A 23,854-nucleotide genomic window follows, 5' to 3' on the forward strand; every position below is an offset into this window, starting at 1 on the left:
AGCTGATCCTTGGTTTCGATCAACCCGGCAGCAAATCCTTGAAAACCTTCTCCACGTAGGCTTGCATGAACCAGTCAGGGATCTCATCAGCCCTGAATTCAAGGTCAGTCCCGTCTGTTACTTCAGCGAGCAGCACCAGATCAGCGCCGGAGTTATCAAAGATATAAGCCCGGTTCGAAGCTGCGATGGCTGCTGGCAATAGGTTCAGGCAACGACCGTAGCGCTGCACAATTTTTTCCGTGGGGACTGGGTGCCCACCTGCCGCGACACGGTTCTTGACCCTGTTGATATTGATGTCAGGATCTTCAGTGGCGACAAAGTAGAGGTAGGTTCGATATCCCGACGCTTTTGCCTTAAGCATAAAAGCGACTTTGTCCTCGCTAGACATCACCGTTTCGAAGGTGAAAGACAACTGGGCTTCAAGGAGCTTGTGCCGCATGAAATCAGAGAGCACGGAAGCAAAATAGGAATTCATCGCGACGGACTGGAAATTCAGGCCGTTATTGCTGAAGTCTATTTTGGCCGCCTCCTCATCAAGCTGGGCCGACCGGATCAGTCGGTGCGCCTTGATAAAGTCGAGAACCTCGTCACCTTCGACTTCCAGTTGAAAATCGCTGAACTCCAGGCGTCCGCCCTCTTTGGCAGCCTTTTCGATTTCATCCGGGTTGATGTAGATCCCGATCAGGTGGGAAGGGACGGCACTTTTCATTGTGCTTTTACCGGAACCATTAGGGCCGGCAAATACCCTCAGCCGCGGCACGGTCATGAGCAGCGGTGCACCTTGATAATCCCGCCCAAGGTCACTCTATGCTTGGGCTTGGCCACTCGAATAACCTTGTGCTTACCGTCGGCAGTCGTCTCAACGAGCTTGCCGTCCATCACTTCCATCACGCTGCGTCCGGCCGCCAGCGCGTTGATATAGGCCGTATTGATCGCACCTTCAGCCATGGCTGGGATTTTACCCTCCAGTCGGCTCACCAGATCGTCACTCAACACTTGCTCGGCTTTCATATCGCGCTCCACGTTCTCAGAGCGTGCAGAATCTGCACTTATCAGAATCCTAACTACGTAAATCTGTTTATCACAGACCAACGCCACTTCTGTCAGATCTCCATTCTAGAGGAATGGAGCCTAGAACCATACCTTCCAGTAAATTTTCCCGTGTAGGCCATATCGTCAGGGTTGGAGCCGCACGGCTAAGGTGAAACGCCTTGAAGCCGCTGCTGAACTCTCAATAAAAATCCTGCTTCGAAAGCATCCTGAGATTCTCCTACTGGACAAGTCTTCCGTGCCTGCGCCAGTTCCCACCACAGTGGTACGTCACCGGGTGTATTAAGCCAGGCCTGGGCGCATTGCACGCCACGTTCGATCATAGGCGCAAATTCGCTGCCCCACGGTGTCAAGAGGCTCGGGCAGCCGTCCGCCGCCGGAATTGAAACGTAATTTTCGTCCATAGACACCTTAGCTTTCGATTTAATTATTAATGCTGGGTCTGTCCCAAGCAGCATAGAAACAAAACTGGCACTTCGCTTAAGCATCAGAAAAGAGCCCAATCAGGCCAATGTAGACTATATCCCGTGGATTGAGAGTCCCTCAAGGCGCAGTTTGCGCGCATGACTCAAGACTACGAACAGCTTCGTCTGCAACTGGCGGAAAACATCCGCTCGATGCGACGCGTGAAGAATCTCACCCAGGAGCAATTGGCGCTCATGGCCGAGGTGGATCGTACCTATGTGAGTCAAATCGAACGAGGGGTCGGCAACCCGTCGTTATTGGTCCTCTGCAAACTCGCCAACATTTTCGAGATCAAAACGGATCAATTGCTCATCGAGTCTGACGCGCTTGCTCGTAAGCTGAGCGCTGAATGACCCTCTGCTGATCTAGAAAATCGCTGTAAACCGACGATCCTGCGTTCGGCTTTCTCACTGACACCCTCCTTTCGATCATTGAACCTGTCCAGGCCATACACCCAGAGCCTGGATCATGTCTGCTGCCTGCCCGCATATTTCGCCCCAAAAGTTACATCCTTTAGTGCTGAGCATTCTGCTGGCATCGGGGCCAAGCGTAGCGCTGGATACTGGCAGCATTACCGCCTCCGTGCTCTCTCCGGACTGCCTCGAATACAAGGTCGTCGGCATCTGCTTTTGGTTGCTCTGCACACCCTTCGGCTGCACCGTGAAAACCTCAACCAAAGTTCGTCATTTCATTCCTGAGCTGGTGGTCTCCAGCTATGCCACCACCGGTGCCAATCCTTGGACCGAGATGGCCGCACTCTCCTCTCCCATCAGCGGTGCGGAAGGCGGTGGTAACCTGATCACGCTAAACACGCGACGTGACAACCTGCCTCGTTTCAAAAACGTTGATGGCATCGGGCATCCCGGTGGCTGGGCCGCCACGCAACTTGCCTCGCAATCCGGCTACGCCTGCGCCAGCGGTGCCACTGCGTTCATGCCCTACTACCTGAGCACTTTGGACTCACTGGCCTGGCGTCATGGCATCCCGGAAAGCCTTTATCCCGAGTCGCTCTTACCGGGAGTCCGTGAGATCGGTCGTCAGCTCGCGGGAAACATGTGGGGCAACGTCTATCCCCGGCAAGGATTTTTGGTGCAACCCGACGACTTCAAAGCCGCTGCGGTGATGGCGCAGCGCGCGGGTGACGTCATTACCCGCAACTGGCAACCGCACGTGTATGTCCCGCTCACACCCGTACCACGCGATGGTTATTGGCCGCCTGGCCCAATCGTTGAAAACGACGCTTCGACCCACAAATGGCAATTGCTCTCCCCCCTGGTTCAACCCACATGCGCCATCTTCCCCAGCGATCCGGTGCAGAGCGCGGATGGCGGCTACGCCTGGTCGCTGTGGCGTCTTTATAGCTGCTGCAAGCGTGAGGGACAGACCTTCCTGTTCAGCATCAACTTCGAAGGTGGTGCTGCATGAGTCGGCTTCTTGCAGAACCATGGTTAAGCCCGATGACTTTGTTGCTCTGCGGACTGCTCGCCGTGACCACGCATGCCCACGGCGCCGAGGACGATTACCGCCTAGGCACTCAAGGCGAAGTACTGGACGACCGGGTGATGTACACCATCGGTGGCGGCTCGGCAGCGGGCTCGCCGAGCTCGCTCTATCGCCCCAACGGGCTCGGTGTCGGCGCTTCATGGCGAGCGAACATGATGTGTGGAAACATGAGCCTCACCAACACCCTGCAAAACCAGCTGAACGGCGCTACCGAAGGCTTCCAGCAGATCATGGGCAGCATCGTGCAGAACGCGACCCAGGCGGTGATGTCGCTGCCGGCGTTGACTATCCAGCGCGCCAATCCCGGCCTCTATGAGTTGTTGAGCAACGGGGTGATGCAAGGAAGAATCGACTTCGACCGTTCCAAGCTGACCTGCCAGGCGATGGCCGAGAAGATGGCGGACAAGGTCGGTCAAGCCGGCTGGGGCGCATTGGCCAAGAACCAGGAGATGCAGGGCAACCTCGAACAAACCGGAGGTGATGCGGTGGCCGCAGTGAAGAACACCGAGGCCCGTAACGGCAATAATGGGGTGTCATGGGTCGGCGGGCAGAAGGCTGGAGGTAGCGGACAACCACCCATCCGGGCAACCTCCGATGTGGTGCGCGCGGGCTACAACCTGCTGCATAACCGGTCCGTGGATGACAGCGCCTCGATCAGTAGCAGTGATTGCCTGGGCGGCGCTATTTGCCAGGCATGGACCTCACCCCAAGAGGAATCCGAATGGGCCGTTCGCGTGTTGGGCGAGAACGAAGTCGCGACCTGCGACAGTTGCGAAACCCTGCGTGCTACCGCTGGCAGCGGATTGACGCCGCTGATCCAGGAGGCCTATAGCGAACGCCTCAAGGCCTTGCAAGGGTTGCTGTCTGGCTCACTGCCGCCTACCCCTGACAATCTGGCTAAAGCGTCCAGCCCGATGCTGCCGGTGACCCGGGGTGTGGTTGAAGCTCTGCGCGATGATCCCGACCAGGATCTGTTGGCACGCCGCTTGGCCAGTGAGACGGCCTTGTCCAGCGTGCTCGACAAGGCACTCCTACTACTGCGCACCCTGCTGGCGGGCAGCCATGAACCGAACATCGCCTCCGCCGAACCGGCCCAAACCGCCTTGACGAAAAATATCGACACCCTGGAGCGCGAAATACGCCTGCTGCAGACCGAACTGCAGGTCCGGCAGATGCTGGCCACCAATACCGCCAGCCTGGTGCTCGATCGGCATGCCGGCGGTGCTGATGCATCGCGTACCGTCGAGCAAGGCGACCCCGAGCCCGGTCGACTCAATAATGCTGACGCCAGAGGCAAGTGAGCCATGAAACGCTCACCGCTATTCACTTTGCTTTCGAGTCTGGGGATTGCCGCAATGATGATCCTGATCGCCGCACTGGTTGCCTGGATCGGCCGCACTGCGCTGGGTAGTTTCGAGATCTGGCAGCAAGCCTTGGAATCGATACGGCCTTACCTGCGGTGGTGGCGTGCCCTGCTTTACGGCGTCCTCTTAGCACTCTGGTGGGACCTGCTAAGGCGCTACCGAAATCGACCACAGGACCGATTGCGCGTGAAGCGCGCCGGGACATTAGGGCTCTTGCTCTTTACCTGCGTCGAGCTCACTCGATTGTGAGGTAAGAACCATGCTCATGAGCACCAACAGCTACCTGGAGTTTTACCTCTCCCTCCTGGCATGGATCATCAACAACGGTATCTGGAACGTCCTGTCCGACACTGGACTGTTCGCCGCACCCTTCGGCGCGATCATCTTGCAAGAGTGGTTGTCGGCCCGTCAGCAAGGCGCGGATGAAGGCAACAAGGGTTTGCTCTCTGTACCGCGGATAGAGAACCGGCTGTGGCTGGCCTACATCGTCGTCTTGTTCGGCTGCGCGCCGGTCTTTCCATTGAGCCTCACGTCAATGACGTTCGATGATGCAGCGAGCCAGCGCTGCGGTATCAGTGTGGCTAAGCCAGCAGAAACCGCCTGGGGGATCACCTTCAATACCATCGGCGAACGCTCCGCCAACGTGCCAATTTGGTGGTTTCTGGTGCACGCCTTGAGCAAAGGGGTGACGGCGGCGGCAACCGGCTCCATCCCCTGCGCACCGGATATCCGGCAGATCCGCATGGAGATCGACAGTTCGCGCATCGATAACCAGGTTTTGCTACAGGAAATCGCCGACTTCACTCGTGACTGCTACGGCTACTCCCGCTCTCGGCTGTTCACCAATCGTCCGCAGCTGGACAAACAGCAAAGTCATGATGCGTCCTGGATCGGCTCAAGCTATTTTCTCGACACCCCGGGTTACTACGACACTGATCGCTCACGGACACCGCGAGTCAGTTGGCCCTACGATGAAACCCGCGATATTTCCTTGCCACGGCTGGAGAATGGCGCGGGCTACCCCACTTGCAAACAATGGTGGAGTGACAGCGGTATCGGGTTGCGAGCACGATTGATCGAGCAAGTTGACCCTTCGCTGCTGACTCAGCTGAAAGGCTGGTTGACTGGTCGCTCAAGCAACGAGATCGAGGATGCCACCCTGCGCGAACTGGTCAGCCCGCGCCAACAGTCGATGTCCATGTCGCCCGGACAGGTGTACCAGGATTATGGCTCCAGTGCCCGCGGTGGGTCGATCAATCAGGGGCTCAATAACCTGGCGACCAACACTGGGCTAGCCCTCGGCTCCTTCAGCAACTTCCCGGCAATGAATGCACTACGTGCCGCCCTGCCGATGGTGCAGGCTTTCCTGATCATGGGCGTCATCATCAGTTTGCCGCTGATCCTGCTGGTCAGTACCTACCAATTGAAAACCGTCATGACGGTGACGTTCGCGCTGTTCACGCTGCACATGCTGACCTTCTGGTGGGAGTTAGCCCGCTGGGTCGACTCCAGCATGCTCGATACCTTGTACAACCAAGTCTCGGCGTCCAATCAGGTGCTGTTGTCGCTGCCGACATCCGGATTTATGGATGGAACCGTCACGGCACAGGTGATTGAGTATGTGATGGGGGCGATGTTCATCGTACTGCCGATGGTCTTTCTAGCCGCAATGAGCTGGGCTGGGTATAGCGTAGGTTCAGGTGTAGAAGGAATGCTCAGCCGGGGAACCCAGGCTGCGCAGACAGCGAGTTCTAACGGGACCTCTCAGTTGATGAGCGGAGCAAGAATAGTTTCAGGTAAATCGGGCTCAAAATAACCAGGGAGGTTACTTCAGTGAACCCCATTTATCGTACCGCTCAGGCCAAGACGCTCTGTGAATTGGATCATCGAGATCATCAATATCTGGAGTGTCTGAATCTTGAACTGAGATAGCCGCTAATGCGACGAATGTGCACACCAGCAGAAACAACCAAAAGCTAACAAAAAGAAGTGCACCGAACAGGGCCACCTGGGCAAGCAGAAAGATCCCGCGAACGAGTAAATTACCCGCAGGCAAACCTGCCGTCACTGCACGCTTGGCCACACGAGACTCAAACCCTTTCAACCTGCGATAACCACGTTTGGCGAACATACCGCATGCATATGCCCAGCGGTGTGCGCGGGAGATTGGAAGTGGCTGCTGAGCCGGCATGGTTGCGCCCTCTTCTGAGCGTGTTCCTGTGGAAATCGAGATTACAGACTACTACTGAAAAACGCCCATGCTTAACCGTTTATCAGCTTATTCGGTCGAAAACTCTTCACTGGAAGACAGAAGACGCACCTCGTACAACAGCGCCTCTAAGGCCGTTGACCCATGCCAATCATCCAGCTACATAGAGGATACGGATCGCTGTTATCGACAGCACCTTCCCAGGTAGCCAGAGCCTTTGAGGCTACGTCACTCCGGTGATGGTTCCCCCCAAGTGCGATTAGCGTTCGGTGGCTCGCACGGTCACGCTTCACGGTGATGAACGCCTACTGCTCTCCCGAGCGTCTTTCGAGCCCGGCTCGTCCTAACCCCTCTTGTTTTTCTTCAACCCACCGCGGGAAATTCTTTCCCCTATGGGACAGGTTTCTTCGCGCTATCAACGGAGGCACCCCATGTCCGACTCACTCACAAGCGAAGCACTGAACACTCTGCACTTGCCCGTTGTGTTCACTCCAGACGCGTGGCAACACGCAGTACTGCTCGATGGTTCAAATTATTCTGAAAAACTGCAGCTCGATAGGCTGAGCAACATCGTACGCGCAGCCTTCAAAGCACACCTGGCCGATCCAAACGCACCCTACGTGGTGTTTGAGGTAGCCAAGTTCGTCTCAGCGAGTGATGCAGAACATAAACCATTGCTGCGACTGAGCCTCAGCCTACTTCAGGCATCAGACCAGCCTAACGCCTTACTGATAGCGCTTGCGGAAGAGCAGCAACGCTAAACGCAAACGGCCATACACGGCCACTGATCCAACTCAGGCTATACGCAGTCCTGCACCAATCCAACCAACACCCACCGGGGAACCCTCCCCGACGGGAAAGGCGTTCCTCCGTTTTCTACGAGGAAAATGCCATGCGCAATATCTACCAAGACGTGACTGACAAGATCGTTACCGCGTTGGACCAAGGCGTAGCGCCCTGGATCAAACCCTGGTCCTCAAGTGGCTCAACTGACGTCGGTCATCACCAACCCTATCCCATCAACGCCGTCACGCAGCGTCCCTATTCGGGCATCAATTTACCGTTGCTCTGGGCCGAGGCCAGGTTGCAGGGGTTTACTCAAGATCGCTGGCTGACCTTCAATCAAGCCAAAAAAGCCGGCGGGCACATTCGTAAGGGTGAGCACAGCACCCTGGCAGTGCTCTACAAGCCGATGGAGCGCGAGAAACAAACCGAAGCAGGCCAACCCGTACTCGATGAAAACGGTCAACCAAAAGTCGCTCACTTTGGCATTCTCAGGACGCATTTTCTGTTCAACATCGAGCAAACGGAAGGGCTCGAAACGCTTAATGAAACCGTGCTCGAGACGGAACCGAGCGATCCCGTATTCCCCAACGCTGCTGCGGAAAGTTTGTTGCTAAGTTCGGGCGCAAATATCATTCATCGATTTGCCGACGAAGCCTTTTACCACCCGATCAGGGATCTCATCCAACTGCCGACAAAATCGCAATTCCACGATCAAGGTGGATACTACGCCACCGCACTTCACGAGCTGACGCACTGGACCGGACACCACTCTCGATTGAAGCGCGAAGGCGTGACCTCACCTTGCCCATTCGGCTCGCCAGACTATGCATTTGAAGAGTTGATCGCCGAAATGGGTGCCGCTTTTTTATGTGCCTACGCCGGTATACAGGGAGAGCTTCGGCACGAGGGCTACATCGATTCCTGGCTCGGCCTGCTCAAGGCTGACAACCGCGCCATCTTCCGCGCCAGTGGCCAGGCACGATGCGCTTCGGAGTATGTGCTCAACCTGGAGCAGCAACAGAAGCAGACGGTAATGGATAACTCGCGATGCATGAACGATGGAGCTTGATCGTTACCTCACTGCTGCAAGCGCTTCACAGGGTCCAACACGAGTTGGACCCTTTTTCTGTTCCCAGAGAAAATCCCCGCACCGTGGAGTTCTGACGCAGAGAACGGGAGGTACTTCCATAACCGCAGAACGCCGTTACGTATCCAGGTTCTGCGCCAGGTAGTCCACCAGCTCGAGCGGACTTCGACTGTCGATCACCTTGTAGATCAGATCGCGTTTACTGCGCGGTAACTTCTTGACCACGCTCTTAGCCGAAGCCCTGACGGCTTCGTCTGTTCCATGGATACGTGCCGCGAGCAGCAGTATGAGCGTGGCGTCAGTGAGGTTCATGGCAAGACCCGATAAAATTCGCACCGCAGTGTACCGACACTTTCCTTTTTCGTACCAGCACGCGCATCCAACAAAATGGCACCAGGACAAATCGATATTCCGATTGCCGCACAAAGGGAAACGCGTCAAAAGGACCGGTAAGGGTTAGAAGGGAATGGGGAGTCAAGGGTAAGAGCCCTATCCGAAAAGGCTAAAAGGCCACTCACTCTGCAGGTTCCGGGGAAGGACCATGATGCTCAGTTTGTTTCGGCAAAAAAGGCAAAAGCCTACTCCGACGCCCACCGTAAACGTCGCCGATGGGTACCTGCCCATCGAATCGTCCCAGAGCTTGTTAGCAGTCGAGCATCGCCGCCAGTTGCTCGATCGCATCTGGCAGTACACCGCCCTCTCCCATCCGCAATTCAGCCAGCTCTATTTAAATCCGATCCATCGCTACGCCGAGCTGGTCCAGCAGCTTCCAGCCAGCGAGACGCACCACCACGCTTATCTTGGCGGCATGCTCGACCATGGGTTGGAGCTGGTCGCCTGTAGTCTGAAATTGCGTCAGTCGTATCTGCTCCCCACGGGTGCTGCGCCCGAAGACCAAGCCGCCCAGACCGACGCCTGGTCTGCTGGCATCGCCTATGGTGCCCTGCTGCATGACATTGGCAAGATCGCCGTGGACCTGCTGGTCGAGCGCCAGGATGGCCGTGTCTGGCATCCTTGGCAGGGACCCCTGAATCAGCCCTACCGTTTTCGTTACATCAAGGGGCGTGACTACCACCTGCATGGCGCGGCCGCAGGCTTGCTCTACACCCAGATTCTCGACCGCTCAATTCTCGATTGGCTCAGTGGATTTCCATCGCTCTGGGCCAACCTGCTGTATGTCCTAGCAGGTCAGTATGAGCGTGCTGGTGTGCTCGGTGAGTTAGTGATGCAGGCAGACCGTGTTTCCACCGCACAAAACATCGGCGGAAACCCGAGCAAGGCGCTGCAAGCGCCGATACATTCGCTGCAACATCACTTGATCAGCGGACTGCGTCATCTGGTTCAGCACGAACTGAAACTCAACCAGCCGGGTGCCGCGGGATGGCTGACCCAGGACGCGCTCTGGCTGGTCAGCAAGACGGTCACAGACAAGCTGCGAGCCTATCTGCTGTCGCAATCGATTGAGGGCATTCCCTCGTCCAACCTCGCGGTGTTCGATGAGCTGCAATCGCATGGATTGGTGGAGTCCACGCCGGAAGGCAAAGCCATCTGGACTGCGCAAGTAACACAGGGAGACTGGCAGCACAGCTTTACCTTTCTGCGCCTTCAACCGGCGTTGATCTGGGGGAACGAAGACCGGCCTGAGGCTTTCAGCGGAACGTTGAGTATTGCGGCTCATGAACACTCAGCTGACACCCCGGTACCGACACCAGCGCCCGACGCAGTCAGCGCAGAATCATGTCAAAGCCAACCACAGCCGGATCCGATGGAGCTAGAGGATGCCGATTACCTCGGCACGCTGCTGGACATGTTCGAGTTGGACGAGCCTGAGGCCAACGATGCTCTGCCAGAAAGTGCTGTCGAAACTTCAACGCTTCAATCGGATAGCCCAGGCCAGGCATTCCTGAATTGGGTCAAGGAAGGCATTCTGAGCCACAAACTGATCATCAACGACAGCAAGGCCAAAATCCACACGGTGGGTGGCAGCGTATTTCTGGTCACGCCTGGTCTCTTCCAACGCTACGTGCAGGAATTTCCAGACGTTTCGCAGGGATCAGATCAGGAGGTTGAGGAATGGCGTTGGGTGCAAAAGCAGTTCGAAAAACTGAAGGCTCACAAGAAGCGAGACAACGGTCTAAATATCTGGACATGCCAAGTGCATGGCCCTAGGAAGAAAACAACCTTGAAGGGCTACTTGATTGAGGATCCGAAGTTATTTTTTGAATTGATGCCACTCGATAATCCTTTCCTAAAAATCGAAAAAGATTAAATTTCAATAGCCCCATTAAACATCGCCCACGACGTTGCTCTTGCCGCAAAGGTGGCTGGTTTTGACCGAGTGATCTATCCGTTCTTTTTCAGCCTGATTCGCACCGGCGCCATCCTTTCGAGACGGCCTACGGCCTGTCGCTTCGTCGACTCCATCCAGAGCGGGACCAATATGTGGAAGCAAATACCATTCGAAATCTCGCGTTTTTTGGTAGGCCGGTAGAGAGCGGCTAGGTCAGCATCGAGTGCACTAATCGCCCGATCCTCACCCAGGTTGGCTATTGTGGGCATTTCGTAACCGTCCGGGCAAGTCATCTAGCGTAGCTGGCTCTATTGTTTTACGAGATTGCGCAACGATGAAGCTCAGCCCTCAATGTCGATCAGGGACTGCCGGGCATCATCACCCCAGTCAGACCCGATCAAAGCACTTTCTCGTGCTATCAACAATTGAAACGCTTGAGATTCCTTTCAAGCGTTGCTGGATAACTTAAACTTGCCGACTACGCTGCGAAGTTCATTAGCGAGCAATGAAAGCTCGTCAGCCGTTACGGCGTTGTCCTCTACGCCTTCCATGACGATTAAGCTGCTGTTTCGAATGCCGATGACGTTGCGATTGATATCCTCTGAGACCGAATGTTGCTGCACCGCCGCACTTGCAATCTGAGTGTTCATGCCCACAATTCCGTCTACTGCTTCATTGATCTGGTTCAGGCTGCCAGACGCTTGGCTCGCTGCCTGAATGCATTCCCTAGCTCGGGTTTGCCCAGCTTTCATCTGTTGAACAGCGGCATCAGTAGCGCCTTGCAACTGTTGGATGATCCGTCGAATTTCTTCTGTGGAGTTTTGTGTGCGCGAGGCCAGAGTCCGCACTTCGTCAGCCACGACCGCGAAACCACGGCCTTGCTCGCCAGCTCGCGCCGCCTCGATGGCCGCGTTAAGGGCCAGCAGGTTAGTCTGATCCGCGATGGTACTGATGACCTCGATGACACCACCGATTTCTTTGCTGTGTGTCGCTAACGCTTCGACTTTGCTTGCACTGAGCTCCACTTCGTTGGCCAACGCCTCAATAGCGGCACTTGTTTCAATCATAACTTTCAAGCCGTCGTTAGACGCACTGCTTGCAGATTCAGCGGCACGTGCTGCGCCCTCGGTATTCTGGGCCACGTCGGCAACGCTCGCGGTCATTTCGTTGATGGCAGTAGCAACCTGCTCGGTTTCAGCCTGTTGTGAGTTCATTGAGGCTTTGGCTTGGCCTATGGAGATCTCTAGTCGCTTTGCCGCATCTGAGACTGAATGCGAGCTACGCTCCACCTGGCTCAGTGAGCCAGAGAAGGCCGTTACCATGCGGTTAAGTCCCTCGCCTACATCACCGATTTCATCGTGGCTGTTGATTCGGACGCGCGCGCTCAGATCGCCTTGAGCAATACGTGCCGTCACAGCTAGGAGCTCATCAACCCCAATCCGCAGAGCCTTGTAGATGCCGACGAACGCATAGAGCAGCAGTATCGCAATGGCGATAAATAGCTCAGTGCCGAAAGTACGCTCATTACTCAGTGTATTCAGACGCTCATCAATTCGAATTCGCAGCGATTCCTGCATCTGATCCTGAGCTTTGTAAAACTGAGCAACGACGGCGTTTCCACGCTCGCCCAAGGTGTTGGCATTCACGTTTGAGCGCTTGCTCGGATCAAGGTAGTCCACCAGGTCTTTACGCAGATTTTCCAGGTCGGTAATGGCTGTTGTTACAGACGGCTGAACTACACCAGATAATTTCGGCTCTTCTCGGCGAAGCAGGGAAAGGCTCTGCTGCAACTCTTGACGCATTAGCAGCTCATGTTTCAACAAAGTCTGGGCAAAAATACGAGTGGTGTCGTCCAGAGGACGGTCAGCGCTAAAACCGCTGGCCAGACCGCGAATCTGTCCGACCAGATTTATTTGTCGAGGCAGACGTATAGAGCTTAGATCGATGAGGTACAACGAACCTGCTTCTTCGTCCAAAATCATGCCGGAAGTGGCCGTAATGTAGTAAACGAAATTCATTAGGTCGGTTAACTGGTCGTTCCACGCGGAAAAGATCACCAAAGGTGCTTCGCCTGCTTTGGCGCGTTCAACCAGCTGCACACTAGCGGTACGCAACGTCTGAACTCGGTCTGTCGTTGCCAGTTGGGTGCTAAATTTTGCGTCCTGCGCAGCAAGAGTCGCATAGGCATCGTTAAGCTTTTCAGCATTGCGTGCTGCATTGGCTACTGCGTTGGTGTCACCGCTGAGCATGCCGTGTGTCAGCGCCCTCTGAATCATGGTTAGACGCAGGATAGGGGTGACGTCCAACAAGTATTGTTGACCCACCTGTTCATGCTTGATGCCCGTGATGCTCGTGTTCAGTGAAAGCATCACCCGGGTGCCTAGCAGGAGCAGAGGAATCAGGACAATAAATCCCAAAATTGCGAATTTCATGGGGAATCGAACACGGTTGGTAACGAACAGGGCAGGCGCTAATAAATTCATCGGGTTCTCGATCACTCAAGGTCTGTGAGTGCTTTCTTAGGCGTTAAAAAGTGCCCATCTCTCATTTATGGTTATGAGGTAATGAAAGCATTCCAAGAGATCTTCCTCAAAAGCCGCTTACTCTCCTTTGTTACAGGATCGAATTGCCGCGCTTCTCTTGGTACGAAAACTATCGGCTGAACCGGGCGAAGCTGTAGGGAGGAATGCATGGATAACCAGCATAAAGGCTAAGTAGACCGGTAATGGCACCAGTTGGAGGTGCGTCCGGGCATCCCGTCTTGCGCAACTAAACCGGTCGCCACCTATGCGGTAGTAGCTCCGCAATCTCACTTGCCCGCTGCGTCGGCAGGCGCGTGAGGACGTCCTTCAAATAAGCATACGGATCATGGCCGTTGAGTCGCGCCGATTGGATCAAACTCATGATCGCCGCTGCACGTTTACCGCTGCGTAACGATCCCGCGAACAGCCAGTTCGAACGCCCAAGAGCCCACGGCCGGATTTGATTCTCGCACCAGTTATTATCGATGGGCACGGCACCGTCATCGAGATAGCGCGTCAGCGCTATCCAGCGTTTGAGACTGTAATCCAGCGCCTTGGCGATGGCCGAACCCTCAGGCACAAGCTGTCTTTGGGCGATCATCCAGGTATGAAGTGCGTCGGCGATTGGCGCTGCTTTTTCCTGCCGTATTCGCTGCCGATCACCCGGCTCCAGCTCTCGGACTTCTCGTTCAGCTTCGTACAAGGCCGCGATGTACTTCAGCGCTTTTTCGGCGACCTGGCTCTTGTTGGTCACGTGCAAGTCGAAGAACTTCCGGCGGGCATGGGCCATGCAGCCGATCTCCGTAACGCCCAGTTCAAAGCCTGCCTTGTAGCCGGCAAAGTCATCGCAGACCAGCTTGCCGTTCCAACTGCCCAAGAAGGCTCGGGCATGTTCGCCAGCGCGGCTCGGGCTGAAGTCGTAAACGACCGCCGCCAGGTTGGAGAACTGACTGGTGGCATAGGCCCAGACGTAAGCGCGATGAGTTTTTTTCGCACCAGGCGTCAGCATTTGTACCGGCGTCTCGTCGGCGTGAACGACGTCGTGCGTCAGCACGGCTTCGCGCAGCGCATCAACCAGCGGCTGTAATTGCACGCCGCAGTTGCCCACCCACTGCGCCAAGGTCGAACGGGCGATGGGCAGCCCGGCGCGGCCGAAGATTTTCTCTTGGCGATACAGCGGCAGATGGTCGGCAAACTTGGCCACCATGATGTGGGCCAGCAGGCCTGCGGTCGGGACGCCTTTGTCGATGACGTGCGCCGGTACCGGCGCCTGGATCAGTGTTTCGCACTGTTCGCAGGCCCACTTTCCACGGATGTGGCGTTCGACTGTGAACACGCCGGGCGTGTAGTCGAGCTTTTCGCTGGCGTCTTCGCCGATGCGCTTGAGTGCGCAGCCGCACTGGCAGTGGCTGTTGTCCGGTTCGTGATGGATCAGTGTGCGAGGAAACTGCGGTGGCAGCGGTGCGCGCTTGGGTTGCTGGCGCACTTTGGCTTCGACAGGTGCCGGTTGCAGCGCCTCAAACTCGGCTTCGATAGCGGCGATATCCGTATCGATCAAGTCGTCGAGCAGGCTGGCTTGATCCGGGCTCAACTGCTCGCTGCGCTTGGCAAACTTGAAGCGTTTGAGCAGCGCGATCTCGTGGGCTAGCTTCTCGTTGACCGATTTGTGATGAGTGATTTGCTTGTCCATCGTCTCGACGCGCTGGATCAACTGCGCCGCCAAGGCACGCAGTTCTTCAGGGTTTAATTGATCGAGATTCGGATGCGAAGTCATGCCGCCGATTTTGCCAGAGAGGGCTAGTGGCGGCGATAGACTGATGGGCCAATTGCGCTGGCAAGCAGGCCATGGCAGGCGAATTAGAGCACCGTGATGGCTGCTCCGGAACCGACGCGTTGCCAAGGCAAGCCGAGCACCAAGGCTTGAAGTTGCTCTGCATCCAACTCGACTTCAGAGCCGTGCCGCACGCCCGGCCAAAAAAAACGTCCTTGATTCAAGCGCCGGGCAGCAAGCCAAATCCCCAAGCCATCATGCACCAGCATTTTCATGCGATTGGCACGACGGTTGGCAAACAGATAAGCACAGTGCGGCTTCGCCGCACCGAACACCGCCACGACCCGCGCCAGCGCAGTTTCAGTGCCTGCGCGCATGTCCATGGGCTCGGTGGCAAGCCAGATGGAGTCGATGCGGATCATCGCAGCAGGTCTCGCAGGAAAGCAGAACACGCCGCTGCATTTTCTGCCGGCCAACTCACCACGACTACGCCTTTTGAATGCGGCACTTCGATTCGGATCGTGGCAGGAAGGGCCTGATGCATAGGCACCGGCGGCGATGTCTTGACCGGGATGAAGGCGGTTTGAAGTGTCAGGTTTTTCTGTGCATGCACCCGAATCCATTAATGGACGAGGTTTGCATTGAGGTTGTGGGTCAAGGCGACATTGGCAATTGAAGTGTCAGGTTGGGCGCACTCAGCAATGATCTGGGCCTTGAAGGACTTGGAATAGGAACGGCGTTCTTGTGGCATGGGCGTCCGCTTAAAAAGGCTAAAAATGGTGTCCACCTATATTGATCTGACCCCGAAATGTTGGACGCCTTCTATGCCCGTCGTGCTTGAGTCCTGTATTCCACAGGGCTCAGGCCACTTAGCTTCAGCCTGATTCGCGAATGATTGTAGTAGTGTATGTAGTCCTCTATACCTGCTTCAAGCTCATCGAGACTGTTGAATTTGTTCAGGTAAAAGAACTCGGATTTCAACGTGCCAAAAAAGCTTTCCATAGCCGCATTGTCATAGCAATTTCCTTTGCGGGACATGCTTGGCTTTACCGCACGCTCGTTCAGCACGCGGCGGTAGATAGGCATCCGGTACTGCCATCCCTGGTCGGAATGCAAGAGTGGTTTATCGCATGGCCGCAGCCTCTCAAAAGCTTGCCGTAGCATCGCACCAACCATGTCGAACAGCGGGCGCCTCGCGGTCTTGAAGGCGATTATTTCACCGTTATATAGGTCAAGGATCGGCGAGAGATAAAGCTTCTGCCCCCCGACCCGAAACTCCGTCACATCGGTTACCCATTTCTGGTTCGGTCGTTTGGCATCGAACTTCCGTTTCAGCAGGTTCGGCGCTACCTGACCCTCTTCGCCTCTGTATGCCCGGTATTTCTTTATGCGCACACGGCTTTTCAACTGAAGCTCGCCCATGAGGCGCTGAACAGTCTTGTGGTTCACGAGGTGGCCAGATCGCCGAACGGCAGCAGTGATACGGCGATAGCCATATCGGCCCTTGTGCTCGTCGAAAATTGAGCAAATTCTGGACTTCAGCTCCGCGTATTTATCAACGGATTGCTGCACCTTTTGTTGATAGTAAAAAGTGCTACGGGCCAGGCCAGCCAATTTCAGAAGGCCTTCCAGAGGGTGCTCCTGCCTCAGTTCAATCACGATTTGCGCTTTTTCCGCTGCGCTGCTCGCTCCTTCGCTTGAACCAAGGCATCGAGCTTTTTTAAATAAGCAATTTCCATCCGCAACTGGCTCAATTCGGCCAGCAAATCATCACGCGTACGAGCTTCATCGTCCGAAAATTCAAGCTGAATGGACGGGATGGGGTTTGTCATTTTTTTGTGAAGTCCGCTTCCTGGCTGCCGGGACAAGGCCTCCAAACCGCCTTCATCATACCTGCGCTCCCATTCGCCAATGATGTCGGATTTCCGGATATCAAACAGGGCAGCGACTTGGCGATAGGACAGCTCTTCCTCTCGCATGCGCTGCAATACATTCAGCTTGAACTCAGGGCTGTAGTTCTTCTTTCTCTTACTTTTGAGGCCTGCGGCACCAAGCGCCTGATATGCCGCAATCCACTTTCGAAGCGAAGAGGCATTGACCCCGTGACGATGCGCGACCTCTCTGTGACCTGCGCTTCCCGAACAGTAATCTTCAACAACCGACAATTTCGCCTGCTCTGTGTACTTTTTCATGACACCCCTGGATGTTGATGTCCAACATTTCGGGGTCAGATCAAAATTACGCGGACACAATCACCCTTATAGGCCGAGGTCGGAAGGTGTGTTCGCCGGCCCCTTACTGAATTCGCCCATAAAATCGGGTTATAGCGATTTCGATGGCGCAGGTTCCGAACTTGCATGGCACCGCGTCGGGCTCTACCCGGTGCACCCGACTCAGGTCCTTGACCCGCGCGCAGGTCAATACATGGGGCACGCTATCGAGGGCAGGTTGCTCGCCAACGCGACGCTGCCGCGACTACGCTGGCGTAACAGCAGACGTCCTGCATATTCAGGCAGCAAGCGCCGATAAGCCCTGCTCACTGCCTGAAGCGACAACAGACTGAAACACCTTGCCTATGCCGTTTGCGCCCGACCTGCTCGAACCCGTTTTTGTTCGCGCTCAATCCTCGAGCGCACGAACACGCTGCATGCGCTGCTGCTCTACCGGTGCAGCGGCCACCTGCAGCTCAAAGTCGAAATTAATCTGCGCAAATCGCCCTTGCACGCCCAACTCCTGCGCCAGCTGTTGATCGTCGCTGAAGCGGATTTCGGCGATCAGTTCATCCCGTGTCGCATACGCAAAGTCATCGTGCAGGTACGGGTCATCCGACAGGTTGATCTGCGTGGTCAGGTGCCGATGACCCGGGGCCGAGATAAAGAAATGGATATGCGCCGGCCGCTGCCCATGGCGCCCAAGTTGGTCAAGCAACTGCTGAGTCGGACCGGTCGGCGGGCAGCCATAGCCTGACGGCACGATGCTGCGAAAACGGTAGTTGCCTTGGGCATCGGTCTCGATGCGGCGGCGCAGGTTGAACTCCGATTGGTTGCTGTCGAACCAGGAATACGTGCCGCCGGTGTTGGCCTGCCACACATCGACAATCGCGCCGGCCAGCGGATTGCCGTCGGTGTCGCGCACCTGGCCACGCATGAACAGCGGCACAGCGGCATCGGTCCCATCATCGAGCCGTGCTTCGTACTTCGACAGCGGCGCGCCGGCCACGTACAGCGGGCCTTCGATAGTACGCGGGGTGCCACCGGTCTTGCCGGCCTCGACATCGGCGGCGTCCATCAACATGTCCAGGTAATGCTCCAGGCCCAGCCCGGCGACGAGCAGCCCGGCTTCCTGGTTCTTACCCAGTTCATTGAGGTAGTTGACCGCCTTCCAGAATTCTTCGGGGGTCACCTCCAGGTCTTCGATGATGTTCACGGTGTCGCGCAGAATCCGGTACACCAACGCCTTGGTGCGCGGGTTGCCGCCATCGTTAAGGTTGCCGCTCGCCTCTTCAAGGAACTGTTGAGCGTGGTCGGTCTGTGACAGTCGGATGGACATGGTGCGTTCCTCATCTTGTAATTATTGGGTGAATAACAGGCTTAGCGGTCATCTTCATGGATCGACGAAGGGTGCCGGCACAAGGCATTCACTTCGATGGACATATAAGGGAAGAGCGGCAGCTGCATCAGCAGGTCGTGCAGGTCTTGCACGCTGTCGACATCAAATACGCTGTAGTTGGCGTAATGCCCGGCGATACGCCACAGGTGGCGCCATTTGCCCTCCTGTTGCAGACGCTGTGCCAGGGCTTTCTCATCGGCCTTGAGGCTGGCCGCGTGCTCGGGGTTCATGTCCAGGGGCAGGTTCACGGTCATTTTTACATGGAACAACATGGCAAGTGCCTCTCAGTGTTTGTCACGACGGAAGAACGCCAGACGCTCCTCATCGAGGGTCAGTCCCAAACCCGGGGCGGTTGAGACATGCAGGTGGAAATCCCGATACACCAGCGGTTCGGCAAGAATGTCCTCGGTCAGCAGCAGCGGGCCGAACAGCTCGGTGTCCCACGCCAGCTTGTTCAGCGTGAGGAAGGCATGCGCCGAAGCCAGGGTGCCGATACCGCCCTCAAGCATGGTGCCGCCGTACAGGGCGATACCCGCCGCCTCTGCTATCGCCGCCGTGCGCAACAACGCACGGGGGCCGCCGTTCTTGGCGATCTTGAGGGCGAACACCGACGCCGCGCCTTCGCGGGCCAGGTTAAAGGCGTCCTCGACACATTCAATGGATTCATCCGCCATGATCGGCGCCGGGCTCGACAGGTTGAGCCGCGCCATACCGCCGCGGTTATAGCGAGAAATCGGTTGCTCGATCAGGTCGATACCGTTGTCGCCCAGCACTTTGCACGCGCGCAATGCCACCGCTTCGTCCCACGCCTGGTTAACGTCAACGCGCACACTGGCGCGGTCGCCCAGGGCCTTTTTGATTGCGATCACATGGGCGAGGTCGTGGTCGACTTCACCGGCGCCGATCTTCAATTTGAAGATGCGGTGGCGGCGCAGGTCGAGCATCTTTTCGGCCTCGGCAATGTCCTTTTCGGTGTTGCCGCTGGCCAGGGTCCAGGCCACCGGCAACGCATCGCGCACGCGGCCGCCGAGCAGTTCGCTGACCGGCAGGTTCAAGCGTTTGCCCAGCGCATCGAGCAAGGCGCTTTCGACGCCGGATTTGGCAAAGGTGTTGCCGCGAATGCTGCGCTCCAGGCGCAACATGGCCGCATTGATATTGTTGGCGTCCTGGCCGATCAGCAGCGGCGCAAAATGGCGATCAATGTTGACCTTGATGCTGTCGGGGCTTTCATTGCCGTAGCTCAGGCCGCCAATGGTGGTGGATTCGCCGATGCCCTCGATGCCGTCGGCGCAGCGCACGCGGATGACCACCAGGGTCTGGTTCTGCATCGTGTGCATCGCCAGCTTGTGCGGGCGAATGGTGGGAAGGTCGACGATGATCGTCTCGATCGACTCTATGGCGCAAATGGGCATGACGATACCTGTTGAGTTCTTTTTAGATTTGATCCGATTCTGTTCCCTATTTTTCAAGGCATCCAATATAGAATGGGTCTCGAACAATACCCTTAGGGTATGAATGGAGTGATTATGGAACTGCGTCACTTGCGCTATTTCCAGGTACTGGGGGCAACCCTGAACTTCACCCGCGCCGCCGAACGCCTGCACATTGCCCAGCCGCCGTTGAGCCGGCAGATACAGCAACTGGAAGATGAGCTGGGGGTGATTCTGCTCGAACGCGGCCGGCCGCTGCGGCTGACCGAGGCCGGGCGGTTTTTCTATGAGCACGCCAATGTGCTGCTGGAACAACTGAACACGGTGTGCGCCAACACCCGGCGCATCGGCCAGGGCGAGAAGACCTGGCTGGGCATAGGCTTTGCGCCGTCGACCCTGTACGGCGTGTTGCCGGAACTGATCCGGCGGTTGCGCACCCACGAGGCGCTGGAGCTGGAATTGGGGCTGTCGGAGATGACCACCCTGCAGCAGGTCGAAGCCCTCAAGGCCGGGCGCATCGATGTGGGCTTCGGGCGGATCCGCATCGATGACACGGCCATCGTCCAGCGCGTCCTGGTGGAGGACCGTCTGGTGGCGGTACTGCCCGCCGGCCACCCATTGCTCGCCGCGCCCGCTACCCTCGCGCAATTGTCCGCCGAGCCGTTTGTGCTGTACCCCGGCAATCCGCGCCCCAGCTATGCCGACCATGTGATCGCGCTGTTCGACGCCCACGGCCTGAGCCTCAAGGTCGCGCAATGGACCAACGAACTGCAGACCGCCATCGGCCTGGTCGGCGCGGGCATGGGCGTAACCCTGGTGCCGGCCTCGGTGCAGGTGCTGCACCGCGCTGACATCGGCTACACGCCGGTTGTGGAAACCACCGCGACCTCGCCGATCATTCTGAGCCGGCGAGTGAATGACCAGTCGCCGGGGCTTACACATTGCCTGCACTTGGTGGAAGAATTGATCTGAGTTCCGCTGGCCGGGTTTGTCTGAACCCGGCGACCGCGAACGTGGCATTCAGCAAGCCTTGGAGGCTTCACCCAGGCGGTGATAGGCGCGGTTGAAATACACCAGGCCCTCGTCCGCACCGCTCTGGCGAATGGTCTGCACCTCGCAGTAGAAAATACTGTGGGAACCCACTTCGTGGACCTGCGCGATCCGGCAGTCGAAGTTCACCAGCGCTTCGAGCATCACCGGCGCGCCGCTTTCCAGGGTGGTCCACCCCGTCACGGCAAAGCGCTCATCCATGCTCAGCGTGCGGTCGGCAAAAGCACCGGACAGGTGCTGATGATCGCCGCACAGGGTGTTCACACACACCACGCCATTGCGCTTGAAATGCTCGTTGGAATGAGAGGAACGGTTCATGCACACCAACAGCGTGGGCGGTGAGTCGGTCACGCTGCAGACCGCCGACGCGGTAAAGCCGAACCGTCCTGCGGCGCCATCGGTGGTGATGACCGACACGGCACCGCCCAGCATGGCCATTGCATTGCGAAAGCTGCCTACATCTATCATGGTCGTTCCCCTTAGATATCCAGCACGAGTTTTTTGGATTTGGCTCGTGAACAGCACACTAGAATTTGGTCATTGCCGGCCTTTTCATCGTCCGTGAGGTACACGTCGCGATGGTCCGGCTCGCCTTCGAGCACGTCGCACAGGCAGGTCCCACACACGCCCTGCTCGCAGGAAATCTCGATCTTGATGCCCACCTGCGCCAGCGCGGCGAGAATGCTCTGCCCTTCGGCCACCTGCACGGTCTTGCCGCTGCGTGCGGCCACCACTTCAAAGCTGCCACCCGAGCTGTCCACGTCCACCTGGAAATATTCCTTGTGGATGTGCGACTCGCTGTAGCCCTGCTCGCGTGCGCCCTGGATCACCCAGTCCATGAAACCTGCAGGGCCGCAGGTATACATGTGCACGCCGGCCTCGCCCTGGCCGAGCACCTTGGCCAGGTCGAGCTTCTGCTCCGGCCCTTCGTCATCGAAGTGGGTGAACACCTGCGCGGCAAACGGTGCGCTGGCCAGCTCCGCGAGGAACGCACTGCGGCCACGCTCACGTCCGCAGTAATGCAGCTCGAAGGTCTGGCCGGCCGCGTGCAGCGCATACGCCATGGCAATCATCGGCGTGACACCGATACCGCCACCCAGCAGCACCGAACGCCGTGCCTCGGGTGCCAGCGGAAACAGGTTGCGCGGTGCGCTGATCTGCACCTCGCGGCCTTCGAGCAGGGTGTCGTGCACCCCGGCCGAACCGCCGCGCGAGGCCGGATCCTTGAGCACGCCCAGGCGATACAGGCTCGGGTCGGCAGGGTTGCTGCACAGCGAGTACTGGCGCACCAGCCCCGGCCCGATATGGATATCGACGTGCGCACCGGCATCGAACAGCGGCAGCGGCGCGCCGTCACGACGGGTCAGGTCCAGGACGACAACGCCGTCCCCTTGCAGCTCGCGCTTGCGCACGACTACGTCCAACAGTTCTTCAGTCATGGCCGTTATTCCATGGAGTTCGCAAAGGCCGCCGTGGCGGCCGCTATCAGTCAGCGCATGAACAGGCCGCCGTTCACGTCCCAGGTCGCCCCGGTGGTGAAATAGGCTTCGGGCCGTGCCAACTGCACAATCAAGTCACCGAGAAAGTCCGCATCGCCCAGGCGCTGCACCGGAATATTGGCCAGCAGGCCCGGCAGGCGTTCGGCCGGAATCGCCGCGCGCACCGCCGCCGATTCGATAGGGCCTGGGGCGATGGCGTTGACCGTGACCCCGCGTGCGGCAAACTCCTTGGCGAAAATCTTGGTCAGCGTGACGATGCCGCCCTTGCTCGCGGCATAATGCGCGCCGGTCGCGGTACCGCCGTTCTGCCCGGCCAGGGAGGCCATGTTGATGATGCGTCCATAACCGGTTTCGGCCATGTGCGCGCCCAGCACCTGGCAGCCGAGAAACACGCTGCGCAGGTTCAGGCCGACCACAGCGTCGAACTCCTCGGGGCTGATCTGCATCAACGGCGTGGTCTTGGTCACGGCAGCGTTATTGACCACCACGTGCAGGGCGCCGAAACGCGCCAGCACCTGCTCCAGGCCCGCTTCGAAATCGGCCTTGCTGCCGGCATCCAGTTGCAGCGCCAGCGTGTGCTCGCCGGCCGAGTCCAACTGTTTGGCGCAGGCTTGTGCGGCGGCAAGGTTGAGGTCGGTGACCACCACCGAATACCCCGCCCGCAGCAGGCTGGCGCAGAAATGCTGCCCCAGGCCCTGGCCCGCGCCGGTCACCAATGCGATCTGGCTCATGTCGGCGCTCCTTAAAGGATGTAGCCGATACCGGCAAGGGCATCGTCACTGTTGATAAGGCTGATAACTTTGCGCTGGATCTTGAAGCTCCCCTCGCTGCGGATCAGTTCATAGGTGAGGTCGGCGCTGTAGAACTTCAGGCTTTCCTTGCGGAACTCACGGATGTTCTGCGCGCAGCGCACCGTTACCTGCGTGCCGTCATCGGCCAACACCCGGAACCGCGACTGCATGCGCACGGTGCGCGGCTGCGGGCTGGTGGAGATCGATTCGCCGCCGGTCAGGCGCTGCACCCGCAACTCACGCATATGATGGTCGTCGTAGGCGTAGTTGAGGGTGTTTTCGAAGTCGGTTTCCCTGGGGTCGATGGGAATGATGTAGGTGCCCTTCTCGGTCCACATCTTCAACCAGCCCTCGTACTCACCGTGGTCGAGCATGTCGCCTTCCTGCCAGATGAAAGCGGTCACTTCTTGCAGTAATTGCAGGTTCAT

At 57.4% G+C, this 23,854-nt stretch carries 26 protein-coding genes and 1 pseudogene; 9 read left to right on the plus strand and 18 right to left on the minus strand.

The features are described from left to right. Positions 1-19: 19 nt before the first annotated feature. The 3 genes from HU731_RS26870 to HU731_RS28880 all read right to left on the minus strand — a co-directional run bounded on the left by HU731_RS26870 (position 20) and on the right by HU731_RS28880 (position 1,538). Entirely contained in the window at positions 20-766 is a 747-nt protein-coding gene (locus HU731_RS26870) for an ATPase (protein WP_003235908.1), read from the minus strand. Further along, the gene (locus tag HU731_RS26875; protein WP_003235910.1) at positions 763-1,011 is read right to left on the minus strand and encodes a hypothetical protein; all 249 of its coding nucleotides are present in this window, start codon (positions 1,009-1,011) and stop codon (positions 763-765) included. The genes HU731_RS26870 and HU731_RS26875 overlap by 4 nt, the downstream gene beginning before the upstream one ends. A gap of 185 nt (positions 1,012-1,196) precedes the next feature. Then, positions 1,197-1,538 carry a LasR-specific antiactivator QslA gene (locus tag HU731_RS28880; protein WP_367616863.1) on the minus strand — a complete coding sequence of 114 codons (342 nt, stop codon included), beginning with the start codon at positions 1,536-1,538 and terminating at the stop codon, positions 1,197-1,199. 75 nt (positions 1,539-1,613) lie between these two features. Between HU731_RS28880 and HU731_RS26885 the strand changes: the two genes are divergently transcribed. The 5 genes from HU731_RS26885 to HU731_RS26905 all read left to right on the plus strand — a co-directional run bounded on the left by HU731_RS26885 (position 1,614) and on the right by HU731_RS26905 (position 6,198). Continuing rightward, positions 1,614-1,868, plus strand: coding sequence for a helix-turn-helix domain-containing protein (locus HU731_RS26885; RefSeq protein ID WP_003235912.1), 255 nt, complete (start codon positions 1,614-1,616; stop codon positions 1,866-1,868). Between the two features lie 115 nt (positions 1,869-1,983). Next, positions 1,984-2,940, plus strand: a complete 957-nt coding sequence (locus HU731_RS26890; protein ID WP_186606225.1) for a TIGR03756 family integrating conjugative element protein — start codon at positions 1,984-1,986, stop codon at positions 2,938-2,940. Next, positions 2,937-4,319 carry an integrating conjugative element protein gene (locus HU731_RS26895; RefSeq protein ID WP_032871026.1) on the plus strand — a complete coding sequence of 461 codons (1,383 nt, stop codon included), beginning with the start codon at positions 2,937-2,939 and terminating at the stop codon, positions 4,317-4,319. The genes HU731_RS26890 and HU731_RS26895 overlap by 4 nt, the downstream gene beginning before the upstream one ends. A gap of 3 nt (positions 4,320-4,322) precedes the next feature. Further along, a complete protein-coding gene (locus HU731_RS26900; RefSeq protein ID WP_003235919.1) occupies positions 4,323-4,631 on the plus strand; it encodes a hypothetical protein in 309 nt (102 codons plus the stop codon). 10 nt (positions 4,632-4,641) lie between these two features. Then, positions 4,642-6,198 (plus strand): conjugal transfer protein TraG N-terminal domain-containing protein, encoded by a 1,557-nt coding sequence (locus tag HU731_RS26905; RefSeq protein ID WP_003235921.1) that lies wholly within the window; start codon positions 4,642-4,644, stop codon positions 6,196-6,198. 9 nt (positions 6,199-6,207) lie between these two features. On the opposite strand, the gene HU731_RS26910 is transcribed toward HU731_RS26905, so the two are convergent. Next, positions 6,208-6,513 carry a DUF3742 family protein gene (locus HU731_RS26910; RefSeq protein WP_234306294.1) on the minus strand — a complete coding sequence of 102 codons (306 nt, stop codon included), beginning with the start codon at positions 6,511-6,513 and terminating at the stop codon, positions 6,208-6,210. Between the two features lie 509 nt (positions 6,514-7,022). On the opposite strand from HU731_RS26910, the gene HU731_RS26915 reads away from it, so the two are divergent. Further along, positions 7,023-7,352, plus strand: coding sequence for a hypothetical protein (locus tag HU731_RS26915; protein ID WP_003235923.1), 330 nt, complete (start codon positions 7,023-7,025; stop codon positions 7,350-7,352). Between the two features lie 131 nt (positions 7,353-7,483). After that, on the plus strand, positions 7,484-8,446 hold the full coding sequence (locus tag HU731_RS26920; protein ID WP_186606224.1) for an ArdC family protein: 963 nt from the start codon (positions 7,484-7,486) through the stop codon (positions 8,444-8,446). Between the two features lie 135 nt (positions 8,447-8,581). On the opposite strand, the gene HU731_RS26925 is transcribed toward HU731_RS26920, so the two are convergent. Next, positions 8,582-8,776: a DUF7740 domain-containing protein gene (locus HU731_RS26925; RefSeq protein WP_032871059.1), complete on the minus strand. Its 195-nt coding sequence runs from the start codon at positions 8,774-8,776 to the stop codon at positions 8,582-8,584. Positions 8,777-9,008: 232 nt separating this feature from the next. Between HU731_RS26925 and mobH the strand changes: the two genes are divergently transcribed. Then, entirely contained in the window at positions 9,009-10,733 is a 1,725-nt protein-coding gene (mobH, locus tag HU731_RS26930; protein WP_186606350.1) for a MobH family relaxase, read from the plus strand. A gap of 467 nt (positions 10,734-11,200) precedes the next feature. Here the strand turns inward: mobH and HU731_RS29050 are convergent, their stop codons facing one another. The 9 genes and pseudogenes from HU731_RS29050 to HU731_RS26970 all read right to left on the minus strand — a co-directional run bounded on the left by HU731_RS29050 (position 11,201) and on the right by HU731_RS26970 (position 20,068). Then, the gene (locus tag HU731_RS29050) at positions 11,201-12,076 is read right to left on the minus strand and encodes a methyl-accepting chemotaxis protein (protein ID WP_370661146.1); all 876 of its coding nucleotides are present in this window, start codon (positions 12,074-12,076) and stop codon (positions 11,201-11,203) included. Further along, positions 12,077-13,237, minus strand: a pseudogene (locus HU731_RS29055) (HAMP domain-containing protein); the annotation flags it as partial. Positions 13,238-13,523: 286 nt separating this feature from the next. Beyond that, positions 13,524-15,050 carry an IS66-like element ISPsy43 family transposase gene (locus tag HU731_RS26940; protein ID WP_003235934.1) on the minus strand — a complete coding sequence of 509 codons (1,527 nt, stop codon included), beginning with the start codon at positions 15,048-15,050 and terminating at the stop codon, positions 13,524-13,526. Positions 15,051-15,133: 83 nt separating this feature from the next. Beyond that, positions 15,134-15,469 (minus strand): IS66 family insertion sequence element accessory protein TnpB, encoded by a 336-nt coding sequence (gene tnpB / locus HU731_RS28695; protein WP_003235935.1) that lies wholly within the window; start codon positions 15,467-15,469, stop codon positions 15,134-15,136. A 200-nt stretch (positions 15,470-15,669) separates the two neighbouring features. After that, a complete protein-coding gene (locus tag HU731_RS28885) occupies positions 15,670-15,798 on the minus strand; it encodes a transposase (RefSeq protein WP_186606223.1) in 129 nt (42 codons plus the stop codon). Between the two features lie 71 nt (positions 15,799-15,869). After that, positions 15,870-17,239, minus strand: a protein-coding gene (locus HU731_RS26955; protein ID WP_086009494.1) for an IS3 family transposase whose coding sequence is annotated in 2 segments (ribosomal slippage) — positions 15,870-16,771 and positions 16,771-17,239 — 1,371 coding nt in all. Because the reading frame shifts where the segments join, the coding sequence is not laid out codon by codon here. Between the two features lie 427 nt (positions 17,240-17,666). Continuing rightward, complete coding sequence (gene catA / locus HU731_RS26960) at positions 17,667-18,596, minus strand: catechol 1,2-dioxygenase (RefSeq protein WP_003232683.1); 930 nt, start codon at positions 18,594-18,596, stop codon at positions 17,667-17,669. Between the two features lie 41 nt (positions 18,597-18,637). Then, on the minus strand, positions 18,638-18,928 hold the full coding sequence (gene catC, locus HU731_RS26965) for a muconolactone Delta-isomerase (protein ID WP_003232684.1): 291 nt from the start codon (positions 18,926-18,928) through the stop codon (positions 18,638-18,640). A 12-nt stretch (positions 18,929-18,940) separates the two neighbouring features. Then, on the minus strand, positions 18,941-20,068 hold the full coding sequence (locus tag HU731_RS26970) for a muconate cycloisomerase family protein (protein ID WP_003232685.1): 1,128 nt from the start codon (positions 20,066-20,068) through the stop codon (positions 18,941-18,943). Positions 20,069-20,182: 114 nt separating this feature from the next. Here HU731_RS26970 and HU731_RS26975 point away from each other — a divergent pair, with 114 nt between their 5' ends. After that, entirely contained in the window at positions 20,183-21,058 is an 876-nt protein-coding gene (locus HU731_RS26975) for a LysR family transcriptional regulator (protein WP_003232686.1), read from the plus strand. Positions 21,059-21,106: 48 nt separating this feature from the next. Here HU731_RS26975 and HU731_RS26980 read toward each other — a convergent pair whose 3' ends face one another. Genes HU731_RS26980 through HU731_RS26995 form a run of 4 tightly spaced genes read right to left on the minus strand, consistent with a single transcriptional unit; the run spans position 21,107 to position 23,854 of the window. Then, positions 21,107-21,604, minus strand: coding sequence for a flavin reductase (locus tag HU731_RS26980; protein WP_003232688.1), 498 nt, complete (start codon positions 21,602-21,604; stop codon positions 21,107-21,109). 11 nt (positions 21,605-21,615) lie between these two features. Then, positions 21,616-22,575 (minus strand): PDR/VanB family oxidoreductase, encoded by a 960-nt coding sequence (locus tag HU731_RS26985; protein WP_003232689.1) that lies wholly within the window; start codon positions 22,573-22,575, stop codon positions 21,616-21,618. 50 nt (positions 22,576-22,625) lie between these two features. After that, a complete protein-coding gene (locus HU731_RS26990; RefSeq protein WP_186606222.1) occupies positions 22,626-23,366 on the minus strand; it encodes an SDR family NAD(P)-dependent oxidoreductase in 741 nt (246 codons plus the stop codon). Between the two features lie 11 nt (positions 23,367-23,377). After that, on the minus strand, positions 23,378-23,854 hold the full coding sequence (locus tag HU731_RS26995) for an aromatic-ring-hydroxylating dioxygenase subunit beta (RefSeq protein WP_003232693.1): 477 nt from the start codon (positions 23,852-23,854) through the stop codon (positions 23,378-23,380).

The organism is Pseudomonas salmasensis (genome assembly GCF_014268375.2).
Lineage (GTDB): Bacteria > Pseudomonadota > Gammaproteobacteria > Pseudomonadales > Pseudomonadaceae > Aquipseudomonas > Aquipseudomonas salmasensis.

What these genes read in the sequence shown, in the direction of transcription:
- HU731_RS26870 (WP_003235908.1), bottom strand. Translation starts at nt 766, where the DNA reads ATGACCGTGCCGCGGCTGAGGGTATTTGCCGGCCCTAATGGTTCCGGT.
- HU731_RS26875 (WP_003235910.1), bottom strand. Translation starts at nt 1,011, where the DNA reads ATGAAAGCCGAGCAAGTGTTGAGTGACGATCTGGTGAGCCGACTGGAG.
- HU731_RS28880 (WP_367616863.1), bottom strand. Translation starts at nt 1,538, where the DNA reads ATGCTTAAGCGAAGTGCCAGTTTTGTTTCTATGCTGCTTGGGACAGAC.
- HU731_RS26885 (WP_003235912.1), top strand. Translation starts at nt 1,614, where the DNA reads ATGACTCAAGACTACGAACAGCTTCGTCTGCAACTGGCGGAAAACATC.
- HU731_RS26890 (WP_186606225.1), top strand. Translation starts at nt 1,984, where the DNA reads ATGTCTGCTGCCTGCCCGCATATTTCGCCCCAAAAGTTACATCCTTTA.
- HU731_RS26895 (WP_032871026.1), top strand. Translation starts at nt 2,937, where the DNA reads ATGAGTCGGCTTCTTGCAGAACCATGGTTAAGCCCGATGACTTTGTTG.
- HU731_RS26900 (WP_003235919.1), top strand. Translation starts at nt 4,323, where the DNA reads ATGAAACGCTCACCGCTATTCACTTTGCTTTCGAGTCTGGGGATTGCC.
- HU731_RS26905 (WP_003235921.1), top strand. Translation starts at nt 4,642, where the DNA reads ATGCTCATGAGCACCAACAGCTACCTGGAGTTTTACCTCTCCCTCCTG.
- HU731_RS26910 (WP_234306294.1), bottom strand. Translation starts at nt 6,513, where the DNA reads ATGTTCGCCAAACGTGGTTATCGCAGGTTGAAAGGGTTTGAGTCTCGT.
- HU731_RS26915 (WP_003235923.1), top strand. Translation starts at nt 7,023, where the DNA reads ATGTCCGACTCACTCACAAGCGAAGCACTGAACACTCTGCACTTGCCC.
- HU731_RS26920 (WP_186606224.1), top strand. Translation starts at nt 7,484, where the DNA reads ATGCGCAATATCTACCAAGACGTGACTGACAAGATCGTTACCGCGTTG.
- HU731_RS26925 (WP_032871059.1), bottom strand. Translation starts at nt 8,776, where the DNA reads ATGAACCTCACTGACGCCACGCTCATACTGCTGCTCGCGGCACGTATC.
- mobH (WP_186606350.1), top strand. Translation starts at nt 9,009, where the DNA reads ATGCTCAGTTTGTTTCGGCAAAAAAGGCAAAAGCCTACTCCGACGCCC.
- HU731_RS29050 (WP_370661146.1), bottom strand. Translation starts at nt 12,076, where the DNA reads ATGGTAACGGCCTTCTCTGGCTCACTGAGCCAGGTGGAGCGTAGCTCG.
- HU731_RS26940 (WP_003235934.1), bottom strand. Translation starts at nt 15,050, where the DNA reads ATGACTTCGCATCCGAATCTCGATCAATTAAACCCTGAAGAACTGCGT.
- tnpB (WP_003235935.1), bottom strand. Translation starts at nt 15,469, where the DNA reads ATGATCCGCATCGACTCCATCTGGCTTGCCACCGAGCCCATGGACATG.
- HU731_RS28885 (WP_186606223.1), bottom strand. Translation starts at nt 15,798, where the DNA reads ATGCCACAAGAACGCCGTTCCTATTCCAAGTCCTTCAAGGCCCAGATC.
- catA (WP_003232683.1), bottom strand. Translation starts at nt 18,596, where the DNA reads ATGTCCATCCGACTGTCACAGACCGACCACGCTCAACAGTTCCTTGAA.
- catC (WP_003232684.1), bottom strand. Translation starts at nt 18,928, where the DNA reads ATGTTGTTCCATGTAAAAATGACCGTGAACCTGCCCCTGGACATGAAC.
- HU731_RS26970 (WP_003232685.1), bottom strand. Translation starts at nt 20,068, where the DNA reads ATGCCCATTTGCGCCATAGAGTCGATCGAGACGATCATCGTCGACCTT.
- HU731_RS26975 (WP_003232686.1), top strand. Translation starts at nt 20,183, where the DNA reads ATGGAACTGCGTCACTTGCGCTATTTCCAGGTACTGGGGGCAACCCTG.
- HU731_RS26980 (WP_003232688.1), bottom strand. Translation starts at nt 21,604, where the DNA reads ATGATAGATGTAGGCAGCTTTCGCAATGCAATGGCCATGCTGGGCGGT.
- HU731_RS26985 (WP_003232689.1), bottom strand. Translation starts at nt 22,575, where the DNA reads ATGACTGAAGAACTGTTGGACGTAGTCGTGCGCAAGCGCGAGCTGCAA.
- HU731_RS26990 (WP_186606222.1), bottom strand. Translation starts at nt 23,366, where the DNA reads ATGAGCCAGATCGCATTGGTGACCGGCGCGGGCCAGGGCCTGGGGCAG.
- HU731_RS26995 (WP_003232693.1), bottom strand. Translation starts at nt 23,854, where the DNA reads ATGAACCTGCAATTACTGCAAGAAGTGACCGCTTTCATCTGGCAGGAA.